The 18,681-nt window shown below is 73.1% G+C and carries 20 protein-coding genes; 8 read left to right on the top strand and 12 right to left on the bottom strand.

Going from position 1 to position 18,681, the window contains the following annotated elements; all coding sequences use genetic code 11:
* The first annotated feature begins 41 nt into the window (after window positions 1-41).
* On the top strand, window positions 42-647 hold the full coding sequence (locus KG102_RS06935; RefSeq protein WP_208289149.1) for a class I SAM-dependent methyltransferase: 606 nt from the start codon (window positions 42-44) through the stop codon (window positions 645-647).
* Between the two features lie 56 nt (window positions 648-703).
* Here the strand turns inward: KG102_RS06935 and KG102_RS06930 are convergent, their stop codons facing one another.
* Genes KG102_RS06930 through KG102_RS06910 form a run of 5 tightly spaced genes read right to left on the bottom strand, consistent with a single transcriptional unit; the run spans window position 704 to window position 4,224 of the window.
* Entirely contained in the window at window positions 704-1,027 is a 324-nt protein-coding gene (locus KG102_RS06930) for a thioredoxin family protein (RefSeq protein WP_249667504.1), read from the bottom strand.
* A 5-nt stretch (window positions 1,028-1,032) separates the two neighbouring features.
* Window positions 1,033-1,986 carry a diaminopimelate epimerase gene (gene dapF, locus KG102_RS06925; protein WP_208289151.1) on the bottom strand — a complete coding sequence of 318 codons (954 nt, stop codon included), beginning with the start codon at window positions 1,984-1,986 and terminating at the stop codon, window positions 1,033-1,035.
* Entirely contained in the window at window positions 1,983-2,939 is a 957-nt protein-coding gene (gene miaA, locus KG102_RS06920; RefSeq protein ID WP_208213844.1) for a tRNA (adenosine(37)-N6)-dimethylallyltransferase MiaA, read from the bottom strand. The genes dapF and miaA overlap by 4 nt, the downstream gene beginning before the upstream one ends.
* 5 nt (window positions 2,940-2,944) lie before the next feature.
* Window positions 2,945-3,463, bottom strand: coding sequence for a type III secretion system chaperone family protein (locus KG102_RS06915; protein ID WP_208213845.1), 519 nt, complete (start codon window positions 3,461-3,463; stop codon window positions 2,945-2,947).
* A gap of 35 nt (window positions 3,464-3,498) precedes the next feature.
* Entirely contained in the window at window positions 3,499-4,224 is a 726-nt protein-coding gene (locus KG102_RS06910; RefSeq protein WP_208289152.1) for a class III extradiol ring-cleavage dioxygenase family protein, read from the bottom strand.
* Between the two features lie 77 nt (window positions 4,225-4,301).
* On the opposite strand from KG102_RS06910, the gene KG102_RS06905 reads away from it, so the two are divergent.
* The 3 genes from KG102_RS06905 to KG102_RS06895 all read left to right on the top strand — a co-directional run bounded on the left by KG102_RS06905 (window position 4,302) and on the right by KG102_RS06895 (window position 7,087).
* Complete coding sequence (locus KG102_RS06905; protein WP_243884276.1) at window positions 4,302-4,892, top strand: type III secretion system chaperone family protein; 591 nt, start codon at window positions 4,302-4,304, stop codon at window positions 4,890-4,892.
* Window positions 4,889-5,410, top strand: a complete 522-nt coding sequence (locus KG102_RS06900; protein WP_208213847.1) for a type III secretion system chaperone family protein — start codon at window positions 4,889-4,891, stop codon at window positions 5,408-5,410. The genes KG102_RS06905 and KG102_RS06900 overlap by 4 nt, the downstream gene beginning before the upstream one ends.
* 90 nt (window positions 5,411-5,500) lie before the next feature.
* Window positions 5,501-7,087: an MDR family MFS transporter gene (locus KG102_RS06895; RefSeq protein ID WP_208213848.1), complete on the top strand. Its 1,587-nt coding sequence runs from the start codon at window positions 5,501-5,503 to the stop codon at window positions 7,085-7,087.
* Window positions 7,088-7,099: 12 nt separating this feature from the next.
* On the opposite strand, the gene miaB is transcribed toward KG102_RS06895, so the two are convergent.
* A complete protein-coding gene (gene miaB, locus KG102_RS06890) occupies window positions 7,100-8,674 on the bottom strand; it encodes a tRNA (N6-isopentenyl adenosine(37)-C2)-methylthiotransferase MiaB (RefSeq protein WP_208213849.1) in 1,575 nt (524 codons plus the stop codon).
* A 123-nt stretch (window positions 8,675-8,797) separates the two neighbouring features.
* On the opposite strand from miaB, the gene KG102_RS06885 reads away from it, so the two are divergent.
* The 4 genes from KG102_RS06885 (at window position 8,798) to KG102_RS06870 (ending at window position 12,120) form a co-directional block, all read left to right on the top strand.
* A complete protein-coding gene (locus tag KG102_RS06885; protein WP_208213850.1) occupies window positions 8,798-9,580 on the top strand; it encodes an amino acid ABC transporter ATP-binding protein in 783 nt (260 codons plus the stop codon).
* 52 nt (window positions 9,581-9,632) lie between these two features.
* Window positions 9,633-10,502, top strand: coding sequence for a glutamate ABC transporter substrate-binding protein (locus tag KG102_RS06880; RefSeq protein ID WP_208213851.1), 870 nt, complete (start codon window positions 9,633-9,635; stop codon window positions 10,500-10,502).
* A gap of 71 nt (window positions 10,503-10,573) precedes the next feature.
* Complete coding sequence (locus tag KG102_RS06875) at window positions 10,574-11,263, top strand: amino acid ABC transporter permease (RefSeq protein ID WP_208289153.1); 690 nt, start codon at window positions 10,574-10,576, stop codon at window positions 11,261-11,263.
* Entirely contained in the window at window positions 11,260-12,120 is an 861-nt protein-coding gene (locus KG102_RS06870) for an amino acid ABC transporter permease (RefSeq protein WP_208289154.1), read from the top strand. Before KG102_RS06875 ends, KG102_RS06870 begins: the two co-directional genes overlap by 4 nt.
* On the opposite strand, the gene rny is transcribed toward KG102_RS06870, so the two are convergent.
* The 6 genes from rny to KG102_RS06840 form a co-directional block, all read right to left on the bottom strand.
* On the bottom strand, window positions 12,121-13,620 hold the full coding sequence (gene rny / locus KG102_RS06865) for a ribonuclease Y (protein WP_249667503.1): 1,500 nt from the start codon (window positions 13,618-13,620) through the stop codon (window positions 12,121-12,123).
* A gap of 131 nt (window positions 13,621-13,751) precedes the next feature.
* Window positions 13,752-14,330, bottom strand: coding sequence for a regulatory protein RecX (locus tag KG102_RS06860; protein WP_208213855.1), 579 nt, complete (start codon window positions 14,328-14,330; stop codon window positions 13,752-13,754).
* An 8-nt stretch (window positions 14,331-14,338) separates the two neighbouring features.
* Window positions 14,339-15,379: a recombinase RecA gene (gene recA, locus KG102_RS06855; RefSeq protein ID WP_208213856.1), complete on the bottom strand. Its 1,041-nt coding sequence runs from the start codon at window positions 15,377-15,379 to the stop codon at window positions 14,339-14,341.
* A 206-nt stretch (window positions 15,380-15,585) separates the two neighbouring features.
* Entirely contained in the window at window positions 15,586-16,362 is a 777-nt protein-coding gene (locus tag KG102_RS06850) for an MBL fold metallo-hydrolase (RefSeq protein ID WP_208289155.1), read from the bottom strand.
* Window positions 16,359-18,434: an alkaline phosphatase family protein gene (locus KG102_RS06845; RefSeq protein ID WP_208289156.1), complete on the bottom strand. Its 2,076-nt coding sequence runs from the start codon at window positions 18,432-18,434 to the stop codon at window positions 16,359-16,361. Before KG102_RS06845 ends, KG102_RS06850 begins: the two co-directional genes overlap by 4 nt.
* A 12-nt stretch (window positions 18,435-18,446) precedes the next feature.
* Window positions 18,447-18,680 carry a DUF3046 domain-containing protein gene (locus KG102_RS06840; RefSeq protein WP_208213859.1) on the bottom strand — a complete coding sequence of 78 codons (234 nt, stop codon included), beginning with the start codon at window positions 18,678-18,680 and terminating at the stop codon, window positions 18,447-18,449.
* Window position 18,681: the final 1 nt, after the last annotated feature.

Here is an 18,681-nt window from a genome sequence, read left to right as displayed (position 1 = left end):
CGCTGCGGGCCGAGCGCCGGGGCGTGGGTATCGTCGGCGCCGTGAGCGAGCAGGACCACTACTTCACGGCACGGCCGGCCTCCCCCGACGAGCGCCGGCTGCTGCGCGTGCTCCTGGCGGGCCGGGAGGTCGAGGTCGAGACCGCCGGCGGCATCTTCTCCCCCGACCACGTCGACCTGGGGACACGGGTGCTCCTGGACCACGTCCCGGATCCACCGGGCGAGGGCGACCTGCTCGACCTGGGCTGCGGGTGGGGCCCCATCGCGCTCACGCTCGCCCTGCGGTCGCCCTCGGCCCGCGTGTGGGCGGTGGACGTCAACGAGCGGTCGCTGGACCTGACCCGCCGCAACGCGGAGCGCCTCGGCCTGTCGAACGTGCGTGCGGTCCGTCCCGACGAGGTGCCCGACGAGGTGCGGCTCGCCGCGCTCTGGTCCAACCCGCCCATCCGGGTCGGCAAGCCGGCGCTGCACGCGATGCTGACCCAGTGGCTCGGTCGCCTGGCCCCGGGCGCCGAGGCGCACCTGGTGGTCGGCAAGAACCTGGGCGCCGACTCCCTGCAGCGCTGGATCGCCGCCGAGCTCGGCCGGTCCGTGGAGCGCACCGCGAGCGTCAAGGGATTCCGCGTGCTGGCCGTCCGCGACCGATGAGCGAGTGGCGTGTCCTGCGCCGCGCTGGTCGGTCCTCGCGTGGGCGACGGTCGCCGTCAGCCCGGCCCGACCAGCGACGACGCGTCGTCGAGCGCGGTGCGCAGCTGAGCCAGGGTCGGCACGCCGGAGGCGCGGCGCACCAGCTGACCGCGGGCGTCCAGCACGAGCACGGTCGGGGTCACGTCGATTCCCAGACGCTCGCCCAGCGCCAGGTGGTCGGCGATGTCGAGGTCGGCGTACGCGACGCCGTCGGCCGTCGCGACAGCACGCTGGACGACGTACCGGGTGGACCGGCACGGCGCGCAGAACGTGCTCGAGAACTGCACCACCGTCGCGCGCTCGCCCAGCTGGACGCCCAGGTCCTCGGCGGTCAGGCGCACGGTCGTCACCCGGCGGTCAGGGCCGCGAGGTCGACGTCGGCGTCCGCGACGAGCACCGCAGGCCCTGCGAGCTCGACGTGCCCCTGCGCCAGCACGCTGACCCGGACGGTGCCGCCCGGCACGTCGACCAGCCAGACGTCCGGTGCGCCGACCCCGGCCCAGGTGCGCACCGCGAGCGCGGCCGCGCAGGCGCCGGTGCCGCAGGAGCGTGTCTCACCGACGCCCCGCTCGTGCACCCGCATCCGCACCCGGCCCACCAGGGTGCCGTCGGACGCCGCGTGCTCGCCCAGCGGGACCACGAGCTCGACGTTCGTGCCGTCGACCGGCAGCGGCGTGACCTTCGGCGCTCGGGTGAGGTCGGCGGCGGCCAGCTCCTCCTCGCCGCCGAGCGCCAGCACGACGTGCGGGTTGCCGATGTCCACGCTCAGGCCGGCCCGCGCGACGGGCAGCCCCACGACGTCGACCTCGGCGTCGGCGCCGGCACGCGCCGCGTCGGGGCCGCCGGGCAGGTGCCACGGGCCCATGTCGACGGCGTACCAGACGTCGTCCCCGATCCCCGCAGGCACCGGCACCCGCCGCACGCGGCGCACTCCCGCGCGCGTGCCGAGGGTGAGCTCGCCGTCCGCGGCGTCCCACAGGCCGAGGCGTTCGAGGTAGGCGGCGAACACCCGCACGCCGTTGCCGCACATCTCCGCGACCGAGCCGTCGGCGTTGCGGTAGTCCATGAACCAGCGGGCAGCCGGGTCCTGCGCCAGCGCCTCGACCCCCTCGGGCACGTGCTCGCCGGCGACCACGCGGATCACCCCGTCACCACCGACGCCGGCCCGACGGTCCGCGAGCGCGCGCACGAGCGTGGCCGACAGCTCCACCCGGCCGTCGCGGTCGTCGAGCAGCACGAAGTCGTTCTGGGTGCCGTGACCCTTGGTCACGTGCAGCGTCGGGGCGGCCACCACGGTCATGAGCCCAGGCTACGTCGTGGGGCCGGGTCCTCCGTGGCCGGACCGAGCTCTCCCGCGTCGGCGGCCGCGACCAGGGCGAGCGCCTTCTCGACGAGGTCCGGGTCGCGCGCGTCGAGCCAGTGCACGCGCGGGTCGCGGCCGAACCAGCCCATCTGCTTGCGCGCGAGCCGGCGCGTTCCCGCGGCGATCGCCGTCCGTGCCTCGTCGGGCGTGAGCTCCCCGCGCAGCATCGAGAGCACCTCCGCGTACCCCACGGCGCGCGACGCCGTACGGCCCATGCCGTGCGCCGCCAGGCGTTCGACCTCTCCGACCAGTCCGCGCGACCACATCCGCTCGACCCGCGCCGTGATCCGCTCGTCGAGCACGGCCCGGTCGCAGTCGAGCCCGATCTGGACGGCGGGCACCTCGTAGACGTGCTGCGGCAGGCTCGCCGAGTACGGGCGACCGGTGAGTGCGATGACCTCCAGCGCCCGCACGATCCGTCGGGCGTTGCGGGGCCCGATCCCCTCCGCCGCCACCGGGTCGACCGCCGCCAGCTCGGCGTGCAGCGCCCGGGCACCCTCGCTCTCGACGCGTTCCTCGAGCCGCGCCCGGAGGTCGGCGTCGGTCCCGGGGAACTCCATGTGGTCCAGGAGGGCACGGACGTAGAGACCGGACCCACCGACCGCCACGGCCCGCGCACGGCGCTGCGCGATCTCGACCAGGGCACGACGTGCCCGCTCCTGGTAGTCCGCGACGGAGGCGTCGTCGCGCACGTCCAGCACGTCGAGGAGGTGGTGCGGGACGCCTTGCCGCTCCTCGACGGTGAGCTTCGCGGTGCCGATGTCCATCCCGCGGTAGAGCTGCATCGCGTCCGCGTTGACCACCTCCCCGCCGAGCCTGTGGGCGAGCGCGAGGCCGAGGTCGGACTTGCCCGTCGCGGTGGGCCCGACGAGCGCGACCACGAGGGTCATCGGGGTCAGTCCAGGCTCGGGCGCGCCGGGTCCTGGTAGTCGACCACGGCGGGCGGTGGCGCGGGTGCCGACGGCGCCTGCGTCGGGACGGCGTCCGGGTAGCGCTCGTCGAGCTCGGCGAAGAACCGCAACGCGCTGCCGATCCCACCGGTCAGGTGCAGGTCCAGCTGCTCGTCCGTGACGCCGTGCTGGTAGTCCACGGTGTGCTCGGTGTACACCGCGACCTTCTCCGCCTCGAGCCGGACGTAGATCTTGGGCCACACCATGGTCTCGGACCAGCGGTTGGCGCCCAGCAGCACGTTCCCGAACTCGCTGGGCGGCACCTGCTTGGACCAGCGGCCGCGCACCTGCAGGTACTCCTTGGCGCGCCCGATCGTCATGAACCAGAACGGGTGGCTGTCCCAGCGGCCCACCAGGTCGCCGTCCGCGTCGGTCGCGTAGATCGCGCCGCGGGCGTCCAGCCGCTGCGCCACCCGCGCGAGGGTCAGCGGCGGAAGGGTGGGCTCGTGCGGGGCGGAAGACATCGGTACCTCGGCGTGTCGGGGACGGACAGCCGACCCTACCGGGCGTCCCAGACCAGCACCGCGTGCTCGGCGCCGAGCACGCCGGACCGCGCCAGCAGGTGTCCCCGGATCGGCCCGTCCGCCGCGGCGCCGACCAGGACCTGCCACGGCGCCCAGCCGCGGACCGCGAGCTCGTCGGCCAGGAGAGGGTCGTCGGCGGCGATCCGCGCACGAGCGGCCGCGCCCCCGTCGGCCAGGTCGGCCAGCACGCGGGCGTCGTGGTCGGGCGCACGCCGGTCCTGGGCGAGCGGGGCGTCCGCCCCGTGCCGCCCGCTGACCGAGCCGACGACGACGAACCCGGTCGGCCCGGCGCCGACCAGGTCGCGCCCGAGGGCGGCGAGGGCGGCGCGATCCTGTCGTCCGGTCACCTCGAGGACCCGAAGCCCCGTCCGTCGCCCGGCGCGGGCGAGCAGGTGCAGGCCGACGGCGCTCGCGACCGAGCCCGTCGCGACCCCGTCGCCGGGGAGCGTCATCTCTGCCACCGGCCACGCCAGCAACCCGTCCGGGATACCGGCGGCGCCGAGCGAGGGCCGGACGGTACCGGTCAGCTCCCGGGCGCGCGGGCCCGGCGCGACCACGGCGACCGTCGCGGCCCCCGACGCGACCACCTGGGCCACCGCGTCGAGCGCGGCCGCGCGGACGGCCGTGAGCACCTGCGCCGCACCGGCGGCGCCGGGGACCAGGAGCGCGGTGTCCGGGACGAGAGCGGCGACCACGAGCATGCCCAGAACCTACGGGAGAGCGACCCGTACCCGGACGGCTGCACCCCCGGGCGGGCGCACGCCGGTACTGTCGGCCCATGGGGCTCGTAGATCGCGCAGGGCGCTGGTGGCGGGGGCGTTCGCGGCCAACCGCCCCCGACGCGGGGACGGGGCTCGAGCCCGACGACGAGGAGCTGCACGACCGCGTCGCACAGCTGCTGGCCCGCGAGCTGGGGGTCGCCGAGCCTGCGGCGGACCTGCCGACGGACGTGACTCCTGCCCGGATCGCCGCGTGGATGACCGACAACCAGTTCAGCTACTTCGTCGACAACGACGGTGACCTGGGCGGACTGTGGCGCGGGCGACTCTTCTACTTCTTCCTGTTCGGTGAGAAGTCGGAGATCCTCCAGGTCCGCGGGCAGTGGCACCGGGAGGTGGCGATCGAGCGGCTCGAGGAGGTGCTCGACGTCTGCAACGAGTGGAACGCGGACCGGATCTGGCCCAAGGCGTACGTGCGCGTCCGGGACAACGGGCGTGTGCACGTCGTCTCAGAGGTGGCCACGGACCTCGAGCACGGGGCGACGGACGCCCAGCTGAGCCAGATGCTCTTCTGCGGGCTGTCCACCGGGAGCATGTTCTTCGACGCGCTGGACGAGCGGTACCCCGACCCGGCCGGGGTGGCGCCGTGAGCGGACCCGGCTGGCTGCTCAGGGTGCTCGGCGGGCTGCCCAAGCCCACCAAACGTCCCTCGCCCGACGACGAGCAACCGACTCCCCTGAGCCGTGAACGGATCGCCGACTACCTGATCGCCCGCGGCTACCGCTTCGTCGTGGACGACGACGGCGACCTCACGGGGACCTGGGACGGCAGCCGCTTCTGGTTCCTGCTCCTGGGTGAGCAGCAGGAGATCCTGCAGGTCCGGGGCCGTTGGCACCGTGCCCTGCAGCTGGACCAGCGCGAGGTCGCTGCCCTCGCGATCAACGACTGGAACCGCGAGCGCATCTGGCCGAAGGCGTACCTGCGCGAGGAGGAGGGCGTCCTCGCGCTCTACAGCGAGGTGTCCGCCGACTTCGAGCCCGGGGTGACCGAGCCGCAGCTGGCTCAGCTGCTGGCGTGCGGCCTGGGCACGGGCGTGCAGATGTTCTCCTCGCTCGAGGCGGTCCTGCCACGGGACGACGCGCCACCGCCGGACGTCCCGGACAACTGACCGCCGTCGGACGCCGCACGCGTTGCGACCCGGCATGGGCGGGCACACACTCGGACGAGGGATCGGGTGATTGCCGGCGGGGGGTCCGACATGAGCGACACCACGTCTGCCTCGGCGACGACGGGTGCACCGGAGCTCGTGCTCACCAAGGGCACGGTGTACGTGATCTTCGGCGCGCTGCTCGCCGCCATGTTCCTGTCCGCGCTCGACCAGTCGGTGGTGGGCACCGCCCTGCCGACCATCGTCGGAGACCTGGGGGCGGCGCAGCACGAGGGCTGGATCATCACCGCCTACCTGCTCGCGATCGCGGTGGTCATGCCCATCTACGGCAAGCTCGGCGACCTCCGCGGTCGGCGGCAGCCGTTCCTCGTCGCCATCGCGGTCTTCGTGATCGGCTCCACCGGGTCGGCGCTGTCCGGCACGTTCGGCGAGCTCGTCGCGTGGCGCTCGGTCCAGGGGCTCGGCGCGGGCGGCCTGGTCATCCTGAGCCAGGCGATCATCGCCGACATCGTCTCGGCCCGGGACCGTGGCCGGTTCATGGGGCCGATGGGCGCGGTCTTCGGCATCGCCACGGTCGCCGGGCCCCTGCTCGGCGGCTGGTTCACCGACGGTCCCGGATGGCGCTGGTGCTTCTGGCTCAACGTGCCGGTGGGGCTGATCGCCCTCGGCATCGCGTACGCCAAGCTCCGCCTCCCCTCGCGGCGGTCGACCCGTCCGTTCGACCTCGGGGGTGCGGTCCTCCTGACGCTCGCCACGTCCGGCATCGTGCTGCTGACCAGCTGGCGGTCGATCACGGACGCCCGACGGTACGACTGGAGCAACCCGGCCCTGGTGGCCCTGCTCGTCGGCACCGTCGTCGCGCTGGCGGCGTTCCTCGTCGTGGAGACCCGGGTGACCGACCCGCTCATCCCGCTGCGCCTGTTCCGGAGCCGGACGTTCTCGGTCTCGGTGTCGATCGCCCTGGTGCTCGGCATGACCATGTTCGCGGCCCTGTCGTTCCTGCCCACGTTCCTGCAGATGGCGAAGGGCTACGACGCCACCGAGGCCGGGCTGCTCATGCTGCCGATGACGATCGGGCTGATGATCACGGCGCTCGGGTCCGGCTGGCTGATCTCCGCGCGGGGCCGGTACAAGATCTTCCCGATCCTCGGGATGGGGATCGCGACGATCGGGCTGGTCCTGCTGACGCAGCTGTCGGCCGACATGTCGATGCTGGAGTTCGGCGCCATGATCTTCGTCCTCGGGTTCGGGCTGGGACTGGTGCTGCAGACCATCGTGATCGCGGTGCAGAACTCGGTCAGCCCGGACCTCGTCGGCGTCGCGACGTCCACCAACAACTTCCTGCGGGAGATCGGCGCCGCGGTGGGCACCAGCGTGTTCTCGACGGTCTTCACCGCGAACCTCACGTCGCAGCTGGCCGACGCGGAAAGGACCCTGTCCGCGGGCGCCATCCCCGGGAACTTCGGTGTCGACGCCCTCACGCCGCAGGCGGTCGACCGGCTGCCGACCGCCCTGCGTGACCTCGTCGTGAACGCCTACTCCGACGCGCTCGCGCCGGCGTTCTGGTACCTGGTGCCGCTCGGCGTGGTCGGCTTCGTGATCGCGTTCTTCATGAAGGAGGTCGCGCTGTCCACCCAGGCCGGCCTGGTGGCCCGGGGCGGCGCGGTCGTGAAGTGAGCAGTGAGCCGCTCAGCCGCGGAGCCCGATCGTCGGCAGGCCGAGCACCACGGGTCCGGCCGCGGCGCCCGTGCCGCACGAGTCCCCCGCAGCGCCGTGGCTGTGCTCGTCCTGACCGCTGCGCCGCCGGTCCCAGGCGTCGCCCGACGCGGTACGCCGGACGACGTACGTCCCGCCCGTCAGCCCTGAGTCCGCCACCAGGTGGTACGGGGCGGCGTGCGTCACGTCCACGGTGACCAGGTCACCCGGGCGCGGCACCTCGGCCGCTCCCTGGGGCAGGGCCAGGTGCACCAGCCGGTTGTCCGCGGCGCGGCCCGTGACCCGGTGTGTCGCGCCGTCCTTGCGTCCCTCGGTCTCGGCGACGAGCACCTGGACCGTGCGCCCGACCTGACGCTGGTTCTCCTCCTGGGAGACCCGGTCCTGCAGGGCCGTCAACCGCAGGAACCGCTCCTGGACGACCGACTTCGGAAGCTGGTCGGGAAGGTCGAACGCCGGCGTCCCCGGGCGGGGCGAGTACTGGAACGTGAAGGCGGAGGAGAACCGCGACGCCTCGACCACGCGGAGCGTCTCCGCGAAGTCCTCCTCGGTCTCCCCGGGGAAGCCCACGATGATGTCGGTCGTGATCGCGGCGTCGGGCATCGCGGCGCGGACGCGGTCGAGGATGCCGAGGAACTTCTCCGACCGGTACGAGCGGCGCATGGCGCGAAGCATGCGGTCCGAGCCCGACTGCAGCGGCATGTGCAGCTGCGGCATGACGGTCGGCGTCTCGGCCATCGCGGCGATGACGTCGTCCGTGAACGCGGCGGGGTGCGGGGACGTGAACCGGACCCGCTCGAGCCCGTCGATGGCCCCGACCGCGCGCAGCAGCTTGGCGAACGCGCCGCGGTCCCCGAACTCGACCCCGTAGGAGTTCACGTTCTGCCCGAGCAGGGTGACCTCGATCGCGCCCTGGGCCACGAGGGCCTCGACCTCCGCCAGGATCTCCCCCGGCCGGCGGTCGCGCTCCTTGCCGCGCAGGTGCGGCACGATGCAGAAGGTGCACGTGTTGTTGCACCCGACGCTGATCGACACCCAGCCGGCGTAGACCGACTCCCTGCGCGTGGGCAGCGTGCTGGGGAAGACCTTGAGCGACTCCTCGATCTCCACCTGCGCTGCGGCGTTGTGCCGCGCGCGCTCCAGGAGGACGGGCAGGACGTCGAGGTTGTGCGTGCCGAACACGACGTCGACCCAGGGCGCCCGCTCCACGATGCCGGTGCGGTCCTTCTGCGCGAGGCAGCCGCCGACCGCGATCTGCATGCCCGGGCGCGCGCGCTTGATGCTGGCGAGCCGACCGAGGTTGCCGTAGAGCTTGTCGGCGGCGTTCTCGCGGACCGCGCACGTGTTGATGACGATGACGTCCGCGTCCTCCGCGGCCACCTCGGCGGGGCCTGCGGCCACGTACCCGGCCTGCTCGAGCATGCCGGCCATGTGCTCCGAGTCGTGCACGTTCATCTGGCAGCCGAGGGTCTTGACCAGGTACGTGCGCGCGGCGGCGTCCGGCACGGGTGGGAGCACGTCGGGCAGGACGGTGGGCAGGGTCGTGGACATCACCGACAAGGGTACGTCCACGCCCTCGGAGCCCCTCACCTGGACTCATGCTTGACGGCTGCGTTGCCGAACCGTGACCCCGCCTGGTCGCCAGACGGGGCAAACCCACCGTAGGTTCGTCCAATGGTGGACACCTCAGCCGCACCGCCCGCCCCGACCAGCACCCCGTCCGACGCTCTCGTCGAGCTTCGCGGCGTCGACAAGCACTTCGGCTCGCTGCACGTGCTCCAGGACATCAACCTGACCGTGCGACGCGGCGAGGTCGTGGTGATCATCGGACCGTCCGGCAGCGGGAAGTCCACGCTGTGCCGCACGATCAACCGGTTGGAGACCATCGACTCGGGCACCATCGCCCTCGACGGCCAGCCGCTCCCCGCCGAGGGCCGCGCGCTCGCCCGGCTCCGCGCCGACGTCGGCATGGTGTTCCAGTCGTTCAACCTCTTCGCGCACAAGACCGTGCTGCAGAACGTCGTGCTCGGCCAGGTCAAGGCCAAGGGCGTCAAGCCCGCCAAGGCGCGCGAGATCGCCCTCGGCCTGCTCGAGCGGGTCGGGGTGCAGGACCAGGCCGACAAGCTGCCCGCGCAGCTGTCGGGTGGACAGCAGCAGCGCGTCGCCATCGCGCGGGCTCTCGCGATGCAGCCCAAGGTGATGCTCTTCGACGAGCCGACCTCGGCGCTGGACCCCGAGATGATCAACGAGGTCCTCGACGTCATGGCCGGCCTGGCCCGCGACGGCATGACCATGATCGTGGTCACCCACGAGATGGGCTTCGCCCGCCGGGCCGCCAACCGCGTGGTGTTCATGGACGGCGGTCAGATCGTCGAGGAGGCCGACCCGGAGACGTTCTTCACGGCCCCGACGAGCGAGCGTGCCAGGGACTTCCTGTCGAAGATCCTCACGCACTGACCCACCCCCAGACCGAACCGACACCGCACACCACACGAAGGGCACACACACCATGCGCAGAGGACATCTCGTACTGGCACTCGCCACAGCCGCCACCCTCACCCTCGCCGGCTGTTCGGGCGGCGACGGCGGCGACGACACGGACGCCGGCGCAACCGGCGGCGCCACCGAGTCGACCGGCGGCGCCGAGGGCACCATCAAGATCGGTATCAAGTTCGACCAGCCCGGCCTGGGGTTCCAGGACGGCAGCGAGTTCACCGGGTTCGACGTGGACGTCGCCAAGAAGGTCGCCGAGAAGCTCGGCTACGGCGAGGACCAGATCGAGTGGGTCCAGGCGCCGTCCAAGCAGCGCGAGACGCTGCTGCAGAACGGCCAGGTCGACATGATCTTCGCGACCTACTCGATCACCGACGAGCGCAAGGAGGTCGTCGCCTTCGCCGGTCCGTACTTCGTCGCCGGCCAGGACCTGCTCGTCGCGGCGGATGAGGACTCCATCACGGGCCCCGAGGACCTCGAGGGCAAGACTCTCTGCTCGGTGACCGGCTCCACGTCGGCCCAGCGGATCAAGGACGAGTACGCGGCCGGCACCCAGCTGCTGGAGCAGCCCGGCTACGCCGAGTGCGTCACGGCGCTGACCGCCGGGACCGTGGACGCCGTCACGACCGACGACATCATCCTGGCCGGTCTGGCCGCCGTCCCCGCGAACGAGGGCAAGGTCAAGGTCGTCGGCAACCCGTTCTCCGAGGAGAACTACGGCGTCGGCATCCCGCAGGACAGCGACAAGTGCGAGGCGATCAACGAGGCCATCACCGAGATGATCGAGGACGGCACCTGGCAGGAGCTGCTCGACGAGAACGTCGGCACCTCCGGCTACAAGGCGAACGAGGAGCTCAACCCCCCGACGCCGGACGCCTGCGCCTGACCCGCTGACGGACCGGTGGCTCCCGCGCGCGCCGCGGGAGCCACCGTTCCCTCCAAGAGCAAGGAGCGTCGGTGGACGACGGCTACTTCCAGCAGTTCGCGTCGCTGTTCAACGAGTTCGACGTGCCCGCGGCGTTCTGGGTCAACATCCAGCTCACGTTCTTCGCCGGGATCCTGGCGCTGGTCCTCGGCACCGTCCTGGCCACGATGCGGATCTCCCCCGTGCCGAGCCTGCGCTGGGCAGGGTCGACCTACGTGACCCTGCTGCGCAACACCCCGCTGACGATCATCATCGTGTTCTGCGTCCTGGGTCTGTGGGGCCAGCTCGGCGTCAAGCTCTCGCCCGACTTCGAGACCAACTTCTTCCGCCTCGCCGTGCTCGGCCTGGCGGTCTACCACGCGGCGTTCGTCTGCGAGGCGCTGCGGTCCGGGGTCAACACCGTGCCCGTCGGCCAGTCCGAGGCGGCCCGCGCGATCGGGCTCTCGTTCTGGCCCGCCGCGCGCCTGATCATCCTGCCGCAGGCCTTCCGCGGGTCCGTCGCACCGCTCGGCAACGTCCTGATCGCACTGACCAAGAACTCGACCGTCGCCGCGGCCGGGTCCGTCGCGGAGGCGTCCGGCCTGATGAGCACCATGATCGAGTTCCGACCCGACGTGATCCTCGCGATCTTCCTCACGTTCGCGCTCGGTTTCGTCGTCATCGTCGTGCCGATCGGGCTGGCGACCACCTCACTGTCCCGACGACTGGCGGTGGCCCGATGAGCACCCTCTTCGACGTTCCCGGGCCGGTGGCCCGGCGCCGCATGCTGTGGGTCAACATCGCCGCGACCGTGGTGGTGCTCGGCATCGGTGTCTGGCTGCTGATGCAGCTCGGCGCCAAGGGCCAGCTCGACGCCGACCTCTGGACGCCGTTCCTCACGGCCAGCCCCTGGGTCAACTACCTGCTCCCCGGCCTGCTCGACACCCTGACGGCGGCCGGTATCTCGATCGTGACGTCCGCGGTCTTCGGCTTCGTGTTCGGCCTGGGCCGGCTGTCGGGTTCCCGCACCCTGCGCGTGCTCAGCGGCGCCGTCGTCGAGTTCTTCCGCGCCGTGCCCGTGCTGCTGATGATGATCTTCTTCTACCTCGGCCTCGGGCAGATGCGGATCATGGAGCCGTCCGACGTGCCGCTCGTCGCGGTGGTCCTCGGCCTGACCTTCTACAACGGTTCGGTGTTCGCCGAGCTGGTGCGGTCCGGCGTGCACAGCCTGCCGCGGGGGCAGCGCGAGGCCGCGCTGGCCGTCGGGCTGCGGGACGGCCAGTCGCTGCGGCTCGTCGAGGTGCCGCAGGCCCTCATCGCCATGCTGCCCGCGATCACCAGCCAGCTGGTCGTCATCCTCAAGGACACCGCGCTCGGCGTGATCATCACGTACCCGGACCTGCTGGACGCGGCGCGCCGCTTCGGGTCGGGCAACGGCAACATCCTGCAGTCGCTCGTCGTGGCCGCCCTGATGTTCATCGTCCTCAACTACGGGATCACCAAGCTCGCCGACCTGATGGCCGGACGCCTGGGCCGGCGCACGGCGGGCAGGACCCGCGCCGAGGCGCCGAGCCTCGTCGTGGCCGTCGGCAAGGACTAGTCAGCCGGCGGTCGCGCTGGCGCGGATCTCCCGGACGACGGTCACCTTGATCTCGCCCGGGTAGGCCAGGTCGGCCTCGATGTGGCGTGCGATGGCGACCGCGAGCTGCGGCAGGGCGTAGTCGTCGACCTCGGACGGCTCGACGACCACCCGGACCTCACGCCCGGCGGACATCGCCAGCGCGCGGCGCACGCCGGCGTGCGCGGCGACGAGCTGCTCGAGCTTGTCGATGCGCTCGACGTACTGGTCGAGCTCCTCACGACGGGCGCCCGGCCGGGCGGCGGAGATCGAGTCCGCGACCTGGACCAGGACGGCTTCCACCGTCTCCGGCGGCACCTCGTCGTGGTGGGCGGCGATCGCGTTCACTACCGTGTCGGACTCGCCGTGTCGGCGCGCGAGATCGGCACCGACCGTCGCGTGGGTACCCGGGACCTCGGCGGTGAGGGCCTTGCCGAGGTCGTGCAAGAGCGCACCGCGGCGGCTGACCTCGACGTCCGCACCGATCTCCGCAGCGAGGGCCGCCGCCAGCAGTGCGGACTCCACGACGTGCTCCAGCACGTTCTGCCCGTACGACGTGCGCAGGCGCAGCCGGCCGAGCGTCCGCACGAGCGTCGGGTTCAGCGCGCCCACCCCGGCGCGCTCGGCGGCGTCGTGCCCGGCGGCGTCCGTACGCTCGTCCGCCCCGGCCAGCGCCTCGGCGTACGCCTGCTCGATGCGCTGCGGGTGGATCCGTCCGTCGGCCATGAGCGCCTCGAGCGTCACCTGGGCGACCTCGCGGCGACCGGCGTCGAAGCACGACAGGACGACGGCGTCGGGCTGGTCGTCGACGAGCACGTTGACGCCGGTCAGGGCCTCGAAGGCGCGGATGTTGCGGCCCTCCTTGCCGATGATGCGGCCCTTCATCTCGTCGGAGGGCAGCGGCAGCACCGTGAGCGGCGACTGCGTGCTCGTCGGCACGGCGAGGCGCTGCACGGCCGTCGTCAGGATGCGTCGCGCGCGGGCGTCGGCGGTCCGGCGCGCCTGCGCCTCCGCGCGGCGGACCTGCGCCGCGGCGTCGTTCTGCGCCTGGTCGGCGATCCGCCGGGTGAGCTCGGCCCGCGCCTCCTCGGCCGTGAGGCCGGTCACGGACTCCAGCTCGGCCACGGCTGCCTGGTCCGCGTCCGCGGCGCGGCGCGCGGCTGCACGCTCCGCCTCGTCGAGGAGCCGCGCACCCATCCGCTTGGCCTCCGCGGCGGCCTCGGCGTCCGCGCGGGCGCGTCGCTCCAGCTCCTCCAGCTCGAGGCGATCGGCCTCGGCGTGCTGCTCACGCTCCGCCAGCCGCCGTTCCCGGCGCTCGACGTCCGTGAGCAGGGCCCGCGCGTCGTCCTTGATCGAGGCGACGTCCTCGGCAGCCTGGGCGCGCTGGACGCCGGCCTCCCGGCGCGCGACGAGCACGAGGACGAGCGCGACGAGGCACGCGCCGAGGAGCCCCACGATGGTGCCGATGGCTCCTGCGTCCACGTCTTCCTCCAGGTCAGCGCACGAGCGTCCTGCCGCGCGCGAGTCGGCACCCATTGTCGCCTACCGCAGGGCACCCGGACTGCTACGACCCGGTCGCACCTGGACCGGCGACCAGGGTGCGCCCCGTGGGATCAGGCGTCCGGCTCGAGCCCTGGGTCGTCCACCGTCGCGCCGAGCTCCGCGAGCTCCTCGCGCACGAGCCGCGCCACGAGGCCGGGCGGGTAGCCCTTGCGGCCGAGCGCCGCGAACGTCCGCCGCGAACGCGTCGGCATGTCGAGGGCCGCCGTCGACGCGAGCTTGCGCCTGACGAGCGCACGAGCGGCGGTCTCCTCGTCGTCCGCGTCGACCTGCTCGAGGGCCTCGCCGGCCAGCTCGTCGTCGATCCCCCGCCGGCGCAGCTCGACGGCGATGGCGCGCCGCGAGAGCCCGCGCTCCGCGTGACGCGTCCGGACGAGCATCCGCGCGTACTCGGCGTCGTCGATCAGCCCGACCTCGGTGAACCGGTCGAGCACGCGCTCCGCGACGTCGTCGGGCACGTCCTTGCGCGCCAGCGCCTCCGCCAGCTGTGCACGGCTGCGCGCCGACGCCGTCAGGAGCCGTAGCGCGATCGCTCGCGCCACGGACTCCTGGTCCGGCTCGGCGTCCTGCGCCGCGGCGCCGGTCGGGGGCGGCTCGGTGCCGAACCGCCCCCGCCGCCGGGTGCCCGTCATGCGGCTGCTCAGAAGTCGACGGCCGGTGCGGCGTCGGCAGGCGCGTCGACCCGTGCACCGATGCCGAGCTTCTCCTTGATCTTCTTGTCCAGCTCGACCGCCAGGTCCGGGTTGTCCCGCAGGAAGCCGCGGGCGTTCTCCTTGCCCTGACCGAGCTGGTCGCCCTCGTACGTGTACCAGGCGCCGGACTTGCGCACGAAGCCGTGCTCGACACCCATGTCGATGAGGCTGCCCTCGCGGGAGATGCCCACCCCGTAGAGGATGTCGAACTCCGCCTGCTTGAAGGGCGGCGCCATCTTGTTCTTGACGATCTTCACGCGGGTCCGGTTGCCGACGGCCTCCGTGCCCTCCTTGAGGGTCTCGATGCGGCGGATGTCCAGGCGCACCGACGCGTAGAACTTGAGCGCCTTGCCACCCGTCGTCGTCTCGGGCGAGCCGAACATGACACCGATCTTCTCGCGCAGCTGGTTGATGAAGATGGCCGTGGTGCCGGACGAGTTGAGGGCACCGGTGATCTTGCGCAGGGCCTGCGACATGAGCCGGGCCTGGAGCCCGACGTGGCTGTCGCCCATCTCGCCCTCGATCTCGGCCTTGGGCACGAGCGCGGCGACGGAGTCGACGACGATGACGTCGATCGCCCCGGACCGGATCAGCATGTCCATGATCTCGAGCGCCTGCTCGCCCGTGTCCGGCTGCGAGACCAGCAGCGCGTCGGTGTCGACGCCCAGCTTCTTCGCGTACTCCGGGTCGAGCGCGTGCTCGGCGTCGATGAAGGCGGCGATGCCGCCGGCCTTCTGCGCGTTGGCCACCGCGTGCAGGGCGAGGGTCGTCTTGCCCGAGGACTCCGGGCCGTAGATCTCCACGACCCGGCCGCGGGGCAGCCCGCCGATGCCGAGCGCGACGTCCAGGGCGATGGAGCCGGTGGGGATGACCTCGACCGGGGCGCGGCCGTCGTCGCCGAGCCGCATGATCGACCCCTTGCCGAACTGGCGGTCGATCTGGCTGAGTGCGGCCTCGAGGGCCTTCTCGCGATCCTTGGGTGCGGGCATGTCGACCTCGTCAGTCTCGGGCAGCTGCTGCTGCTTTACGGGGGCTGGTCTTGTTGCGAGCGACGCTATGTCCGACCACCGACACTCCGACCGCGCCGCCCTCGTCCCCGGGGCCCGGCGACGCCGGACGGGGCTGTGGGCGGCTCGGTCGCTCACCCGCACCGACCACAGTAGCCGAACAGGTGTTCGACGTCTGCAACACGCCGTCAGCGTGTCGACGTGAGCTCGATCTGCTCGCCGACGGGGACCACGTGCACCCGCACCCCCGGCGCGACCCGCGCCGCGGCGTGCGCGAAGGCGGGGCCGGCCCGGTCCATCCAGCCCGGCGGCAGGTGGCGCGACACCGGCGCGTGCAGCGTCCCCCAGTGCACGGGGACGGCGGCGCGCACACCCACGCTCGCGCACACGCGTGCCGCCTGGACCGGGTCCATGTGCCCGCCGGACAGCCGCGGGCCCCACCCGCCGACGGGGACGAGCGCGAGGTCGATGGGTCCGCCCGCGAGCGCCGGGATGTCCGCCATCGCCGCGAACGGCGCGGTGTCCCCGGCGAACCAGATCCGGAACGACCCCGAGACGACCAGGAAGCCGTGCGTCGCGTTCGGCCGGTACGGCATCGGCCGGTCGATGTGCACCGCGGGGACCATCCGCACCCGCACGTCGGAGCCCGGGACCTGCCACCACTGCAGCTCCGTGAGGCCCGTGGCCGTGCCGATCCCGCGCGAGCGCAGCCACCGCGCGTTGGTCCGGGCGCTGAGCACCGGGACGCCCTCCAGCAGCCGCAGCGAGCCGAGCTCGGCGTGGTCGTGGTGCAGGTGCGACAGGAGCACCGCGTCGGCGCCCTGCCAGTGCGCGGCGTCGGGCGCGGCTCCCCTGCGTCGCAGCAGGCCCGCGTGCCGCAGGAGCAGCGGGTCGGTGAGCAGCCGGACACCGTCGACGTCGATGACCGTGCTGGCGTGGCCCAGCCAGCGCACGCGCAGGTTCACGGCCGCAGGCCCGCCGCGTCGGCCCAGCGCACCAGCTGCTCGTGCACCGCCTCGGCGCCCACGAGGATCTCGTCGTCCCCGACGGCCTCGCGCAGCTCGTCGTCCACCGTCCACCCCGCCGGGTGCAGCAGGAACGCGTGGTTCTGGGCACCGCCGATGCCGCCGTGCGAGCCGACCTGCCCCTCGAACGCGTGGATGTGGCCACGGTCGGTGACGGTGGAGACCAGGAGCAGGTCCCCGGTGTGCGGGAGACGCGCCGCGCGCAGGAGGTCGGGGCGCCCGCGGGGGCCGTACGGCAGCAGGGGGTCCTCCCCCTCGACCGGCGCCCCGGGCTGCTCCAGCAGGACCAGGCCACGCGGGCCGACCGCGACCAGGCCACGCGCCTCGGTGTCGACGACCACCACGCCCACCCCGGGCCGCGCCGCCAGGCCGGTGACCAGCCCGGGCCAGCGGCCCTGGAGCTCCTCGAGGGTCAGCCGGTGCGGCACCTGGGGGAACCAGACCAGGCCCAGGTTCCCCGAGCCCACCGTGACCACGTCGGGCAGGTCGTCCGCGGGAGGCCGTCGGGGGCGGCCCTGGTCCGGCCCCAGCACCGTCGGGCGGTGGGACAGGTTCAGGGCGCTGTTGACCAGCGCGTTGAGCAGCCCCCACTCCTCACCGGCGTCGCTCGTCACGCCGTCGGCGGACGGCTCGGCCATGAGGGCGCGCACCGAGTCCAGCAGCGTCTCCCCGGCGACCTGCTCGTACGTCGCGCCCAGCGCCTGGCCGTGGTCGGAGAGCACGACGATCTCGTAGTCGCGCGGGGCCACGGCGACGACGCGCTCGACGGTGCCGAGCACGCGGTCCAGGCCCTCGAGCGAGCGCAGCGACTCCGGCCGCGTCGGTCCGGCGTGGTGCGCGATCTCGTCGTAGTCGACGAGGTCGACGTAGATCGTCGGGGACCCGCGCAGCAGCGCCTCGGCCACGAGCGACGTGTTCAGGTCCCGCAGGAGCACGTTGGTGATCCCCCGCAGCACGACGTACCAGCCGGCGCGCGAGACGCGCGGCTCGACCCCGCGCACCCGCTGCCGATGCGCCTGGTACAGCTCCTTGACCATCTCCCCCACGGACAGGCTCACCGCGCGCGCGAGGACGAACGGGCTCGCGAAGAAGCGCAGGTACGCCGGGCCGGGACCGAGGCCGCCGTCCGGCCCCTTGGTGCGCGACCTGCTCATCACCACGAAGCTCGTGGCGGCATCGCCCGAGAACATGGTCGACACGGCCGTCCCGCCGCCCGCGAGCAGACCCTTGCCGGTGGTGAGCCGCCGCTCGACGAGCGCGGCGTCGTCGGGGTGGTTGGTCACCACGAGCCGGCCCAGGTCCCGGTCCCACCAGCGGAACGCCGGGATCTGCGACGAGTCGCCGTGCAGGAGACCCGCCTGGCTCGCGGGCGTCGTGGACGGGATCCGCGCCCACCACTCCTCGAGGGTGTGGGTGCCCGCCGCCATCCAGCGCTGCACGTTCGGCGCCAGCCCGGCCTCGATCGCCTCGCGCAGGACGGGCGCGGCGACGCCGTCGAGCTGCACGACGAGCATGCCGGCCGAGCGGGGCTCGCCCGCCGCGGGCGCGCGCACGCCCTCGCGTCGGGCCTGCCTGCGCGCGCGGCGCACGAGGTCGGACACGACGTAGTCGCTGTTGCCCGCACCGATGATCCATCGCCCGACCGCCATGACGATCGCGCTGACCACGAGCACCCCGAGGACGGTCCACAGGGACTCGGCGCCGATGCCGGGCACCACCGACAGCGCCACCCAGAGGACCGCCACCTGGGCGAGCAGCCCGAGGGCGAGGGCCACCAGGGCGCTGCCGCTGCGCGCCAGGAAGCGCAGCGGGGTGCGCAGCAGCAGGTCGCCAGCCGCCACGACGCCTGCGGCGAGGACGACGGCCCACGGGCTGCTGAGCCGGACGCCGTCCACCACGGCCACGGCGACGCCGAGGCCGACCGCAGTGGTCAGGAGGGTCAGGACCGACTCACCGAGGTCGCGCAGCGTCGGCAGCCAGGTCGGGGGGCGAGGTCCGGTCGTGGGTGCCATCGGGTCCGGCTCCTAGGCCCGCGGCGGCGCCGGACGCCGGGCGTCCGCGCCCCAGCGCGCGTCCTCGGGGATCTGGAGCTCGTCGCAGAGCGCGTGCCACACGGTCCTGGGCTCGACGTCGTCGTCGAGCGCCTGCATCGCCGTGCGCTGGTCGAGGCCCCGCAGGACCAGCTCCCGCGTGAGCTCACGACCGTGCGCCCTGCCGAGGACCTCGTCCACCAGCAGCCAGAACTCTCGTAGCCTCACA

The organism is Cellulomonas fengjieae (genome assembly GCF_018388465.1).
Lineage (GTDB): Bacteria > Actinomycetota > Actinomycetes > Actinomycetales > Cellulomonadaceae > Cellulomonas > Cellulomonas fengjieae.
The sequence above is the reverse complement of the archived record's forward strand: the minus strand, read 5'-3'. Positions and strand labels throughout refer to the sequence as shown.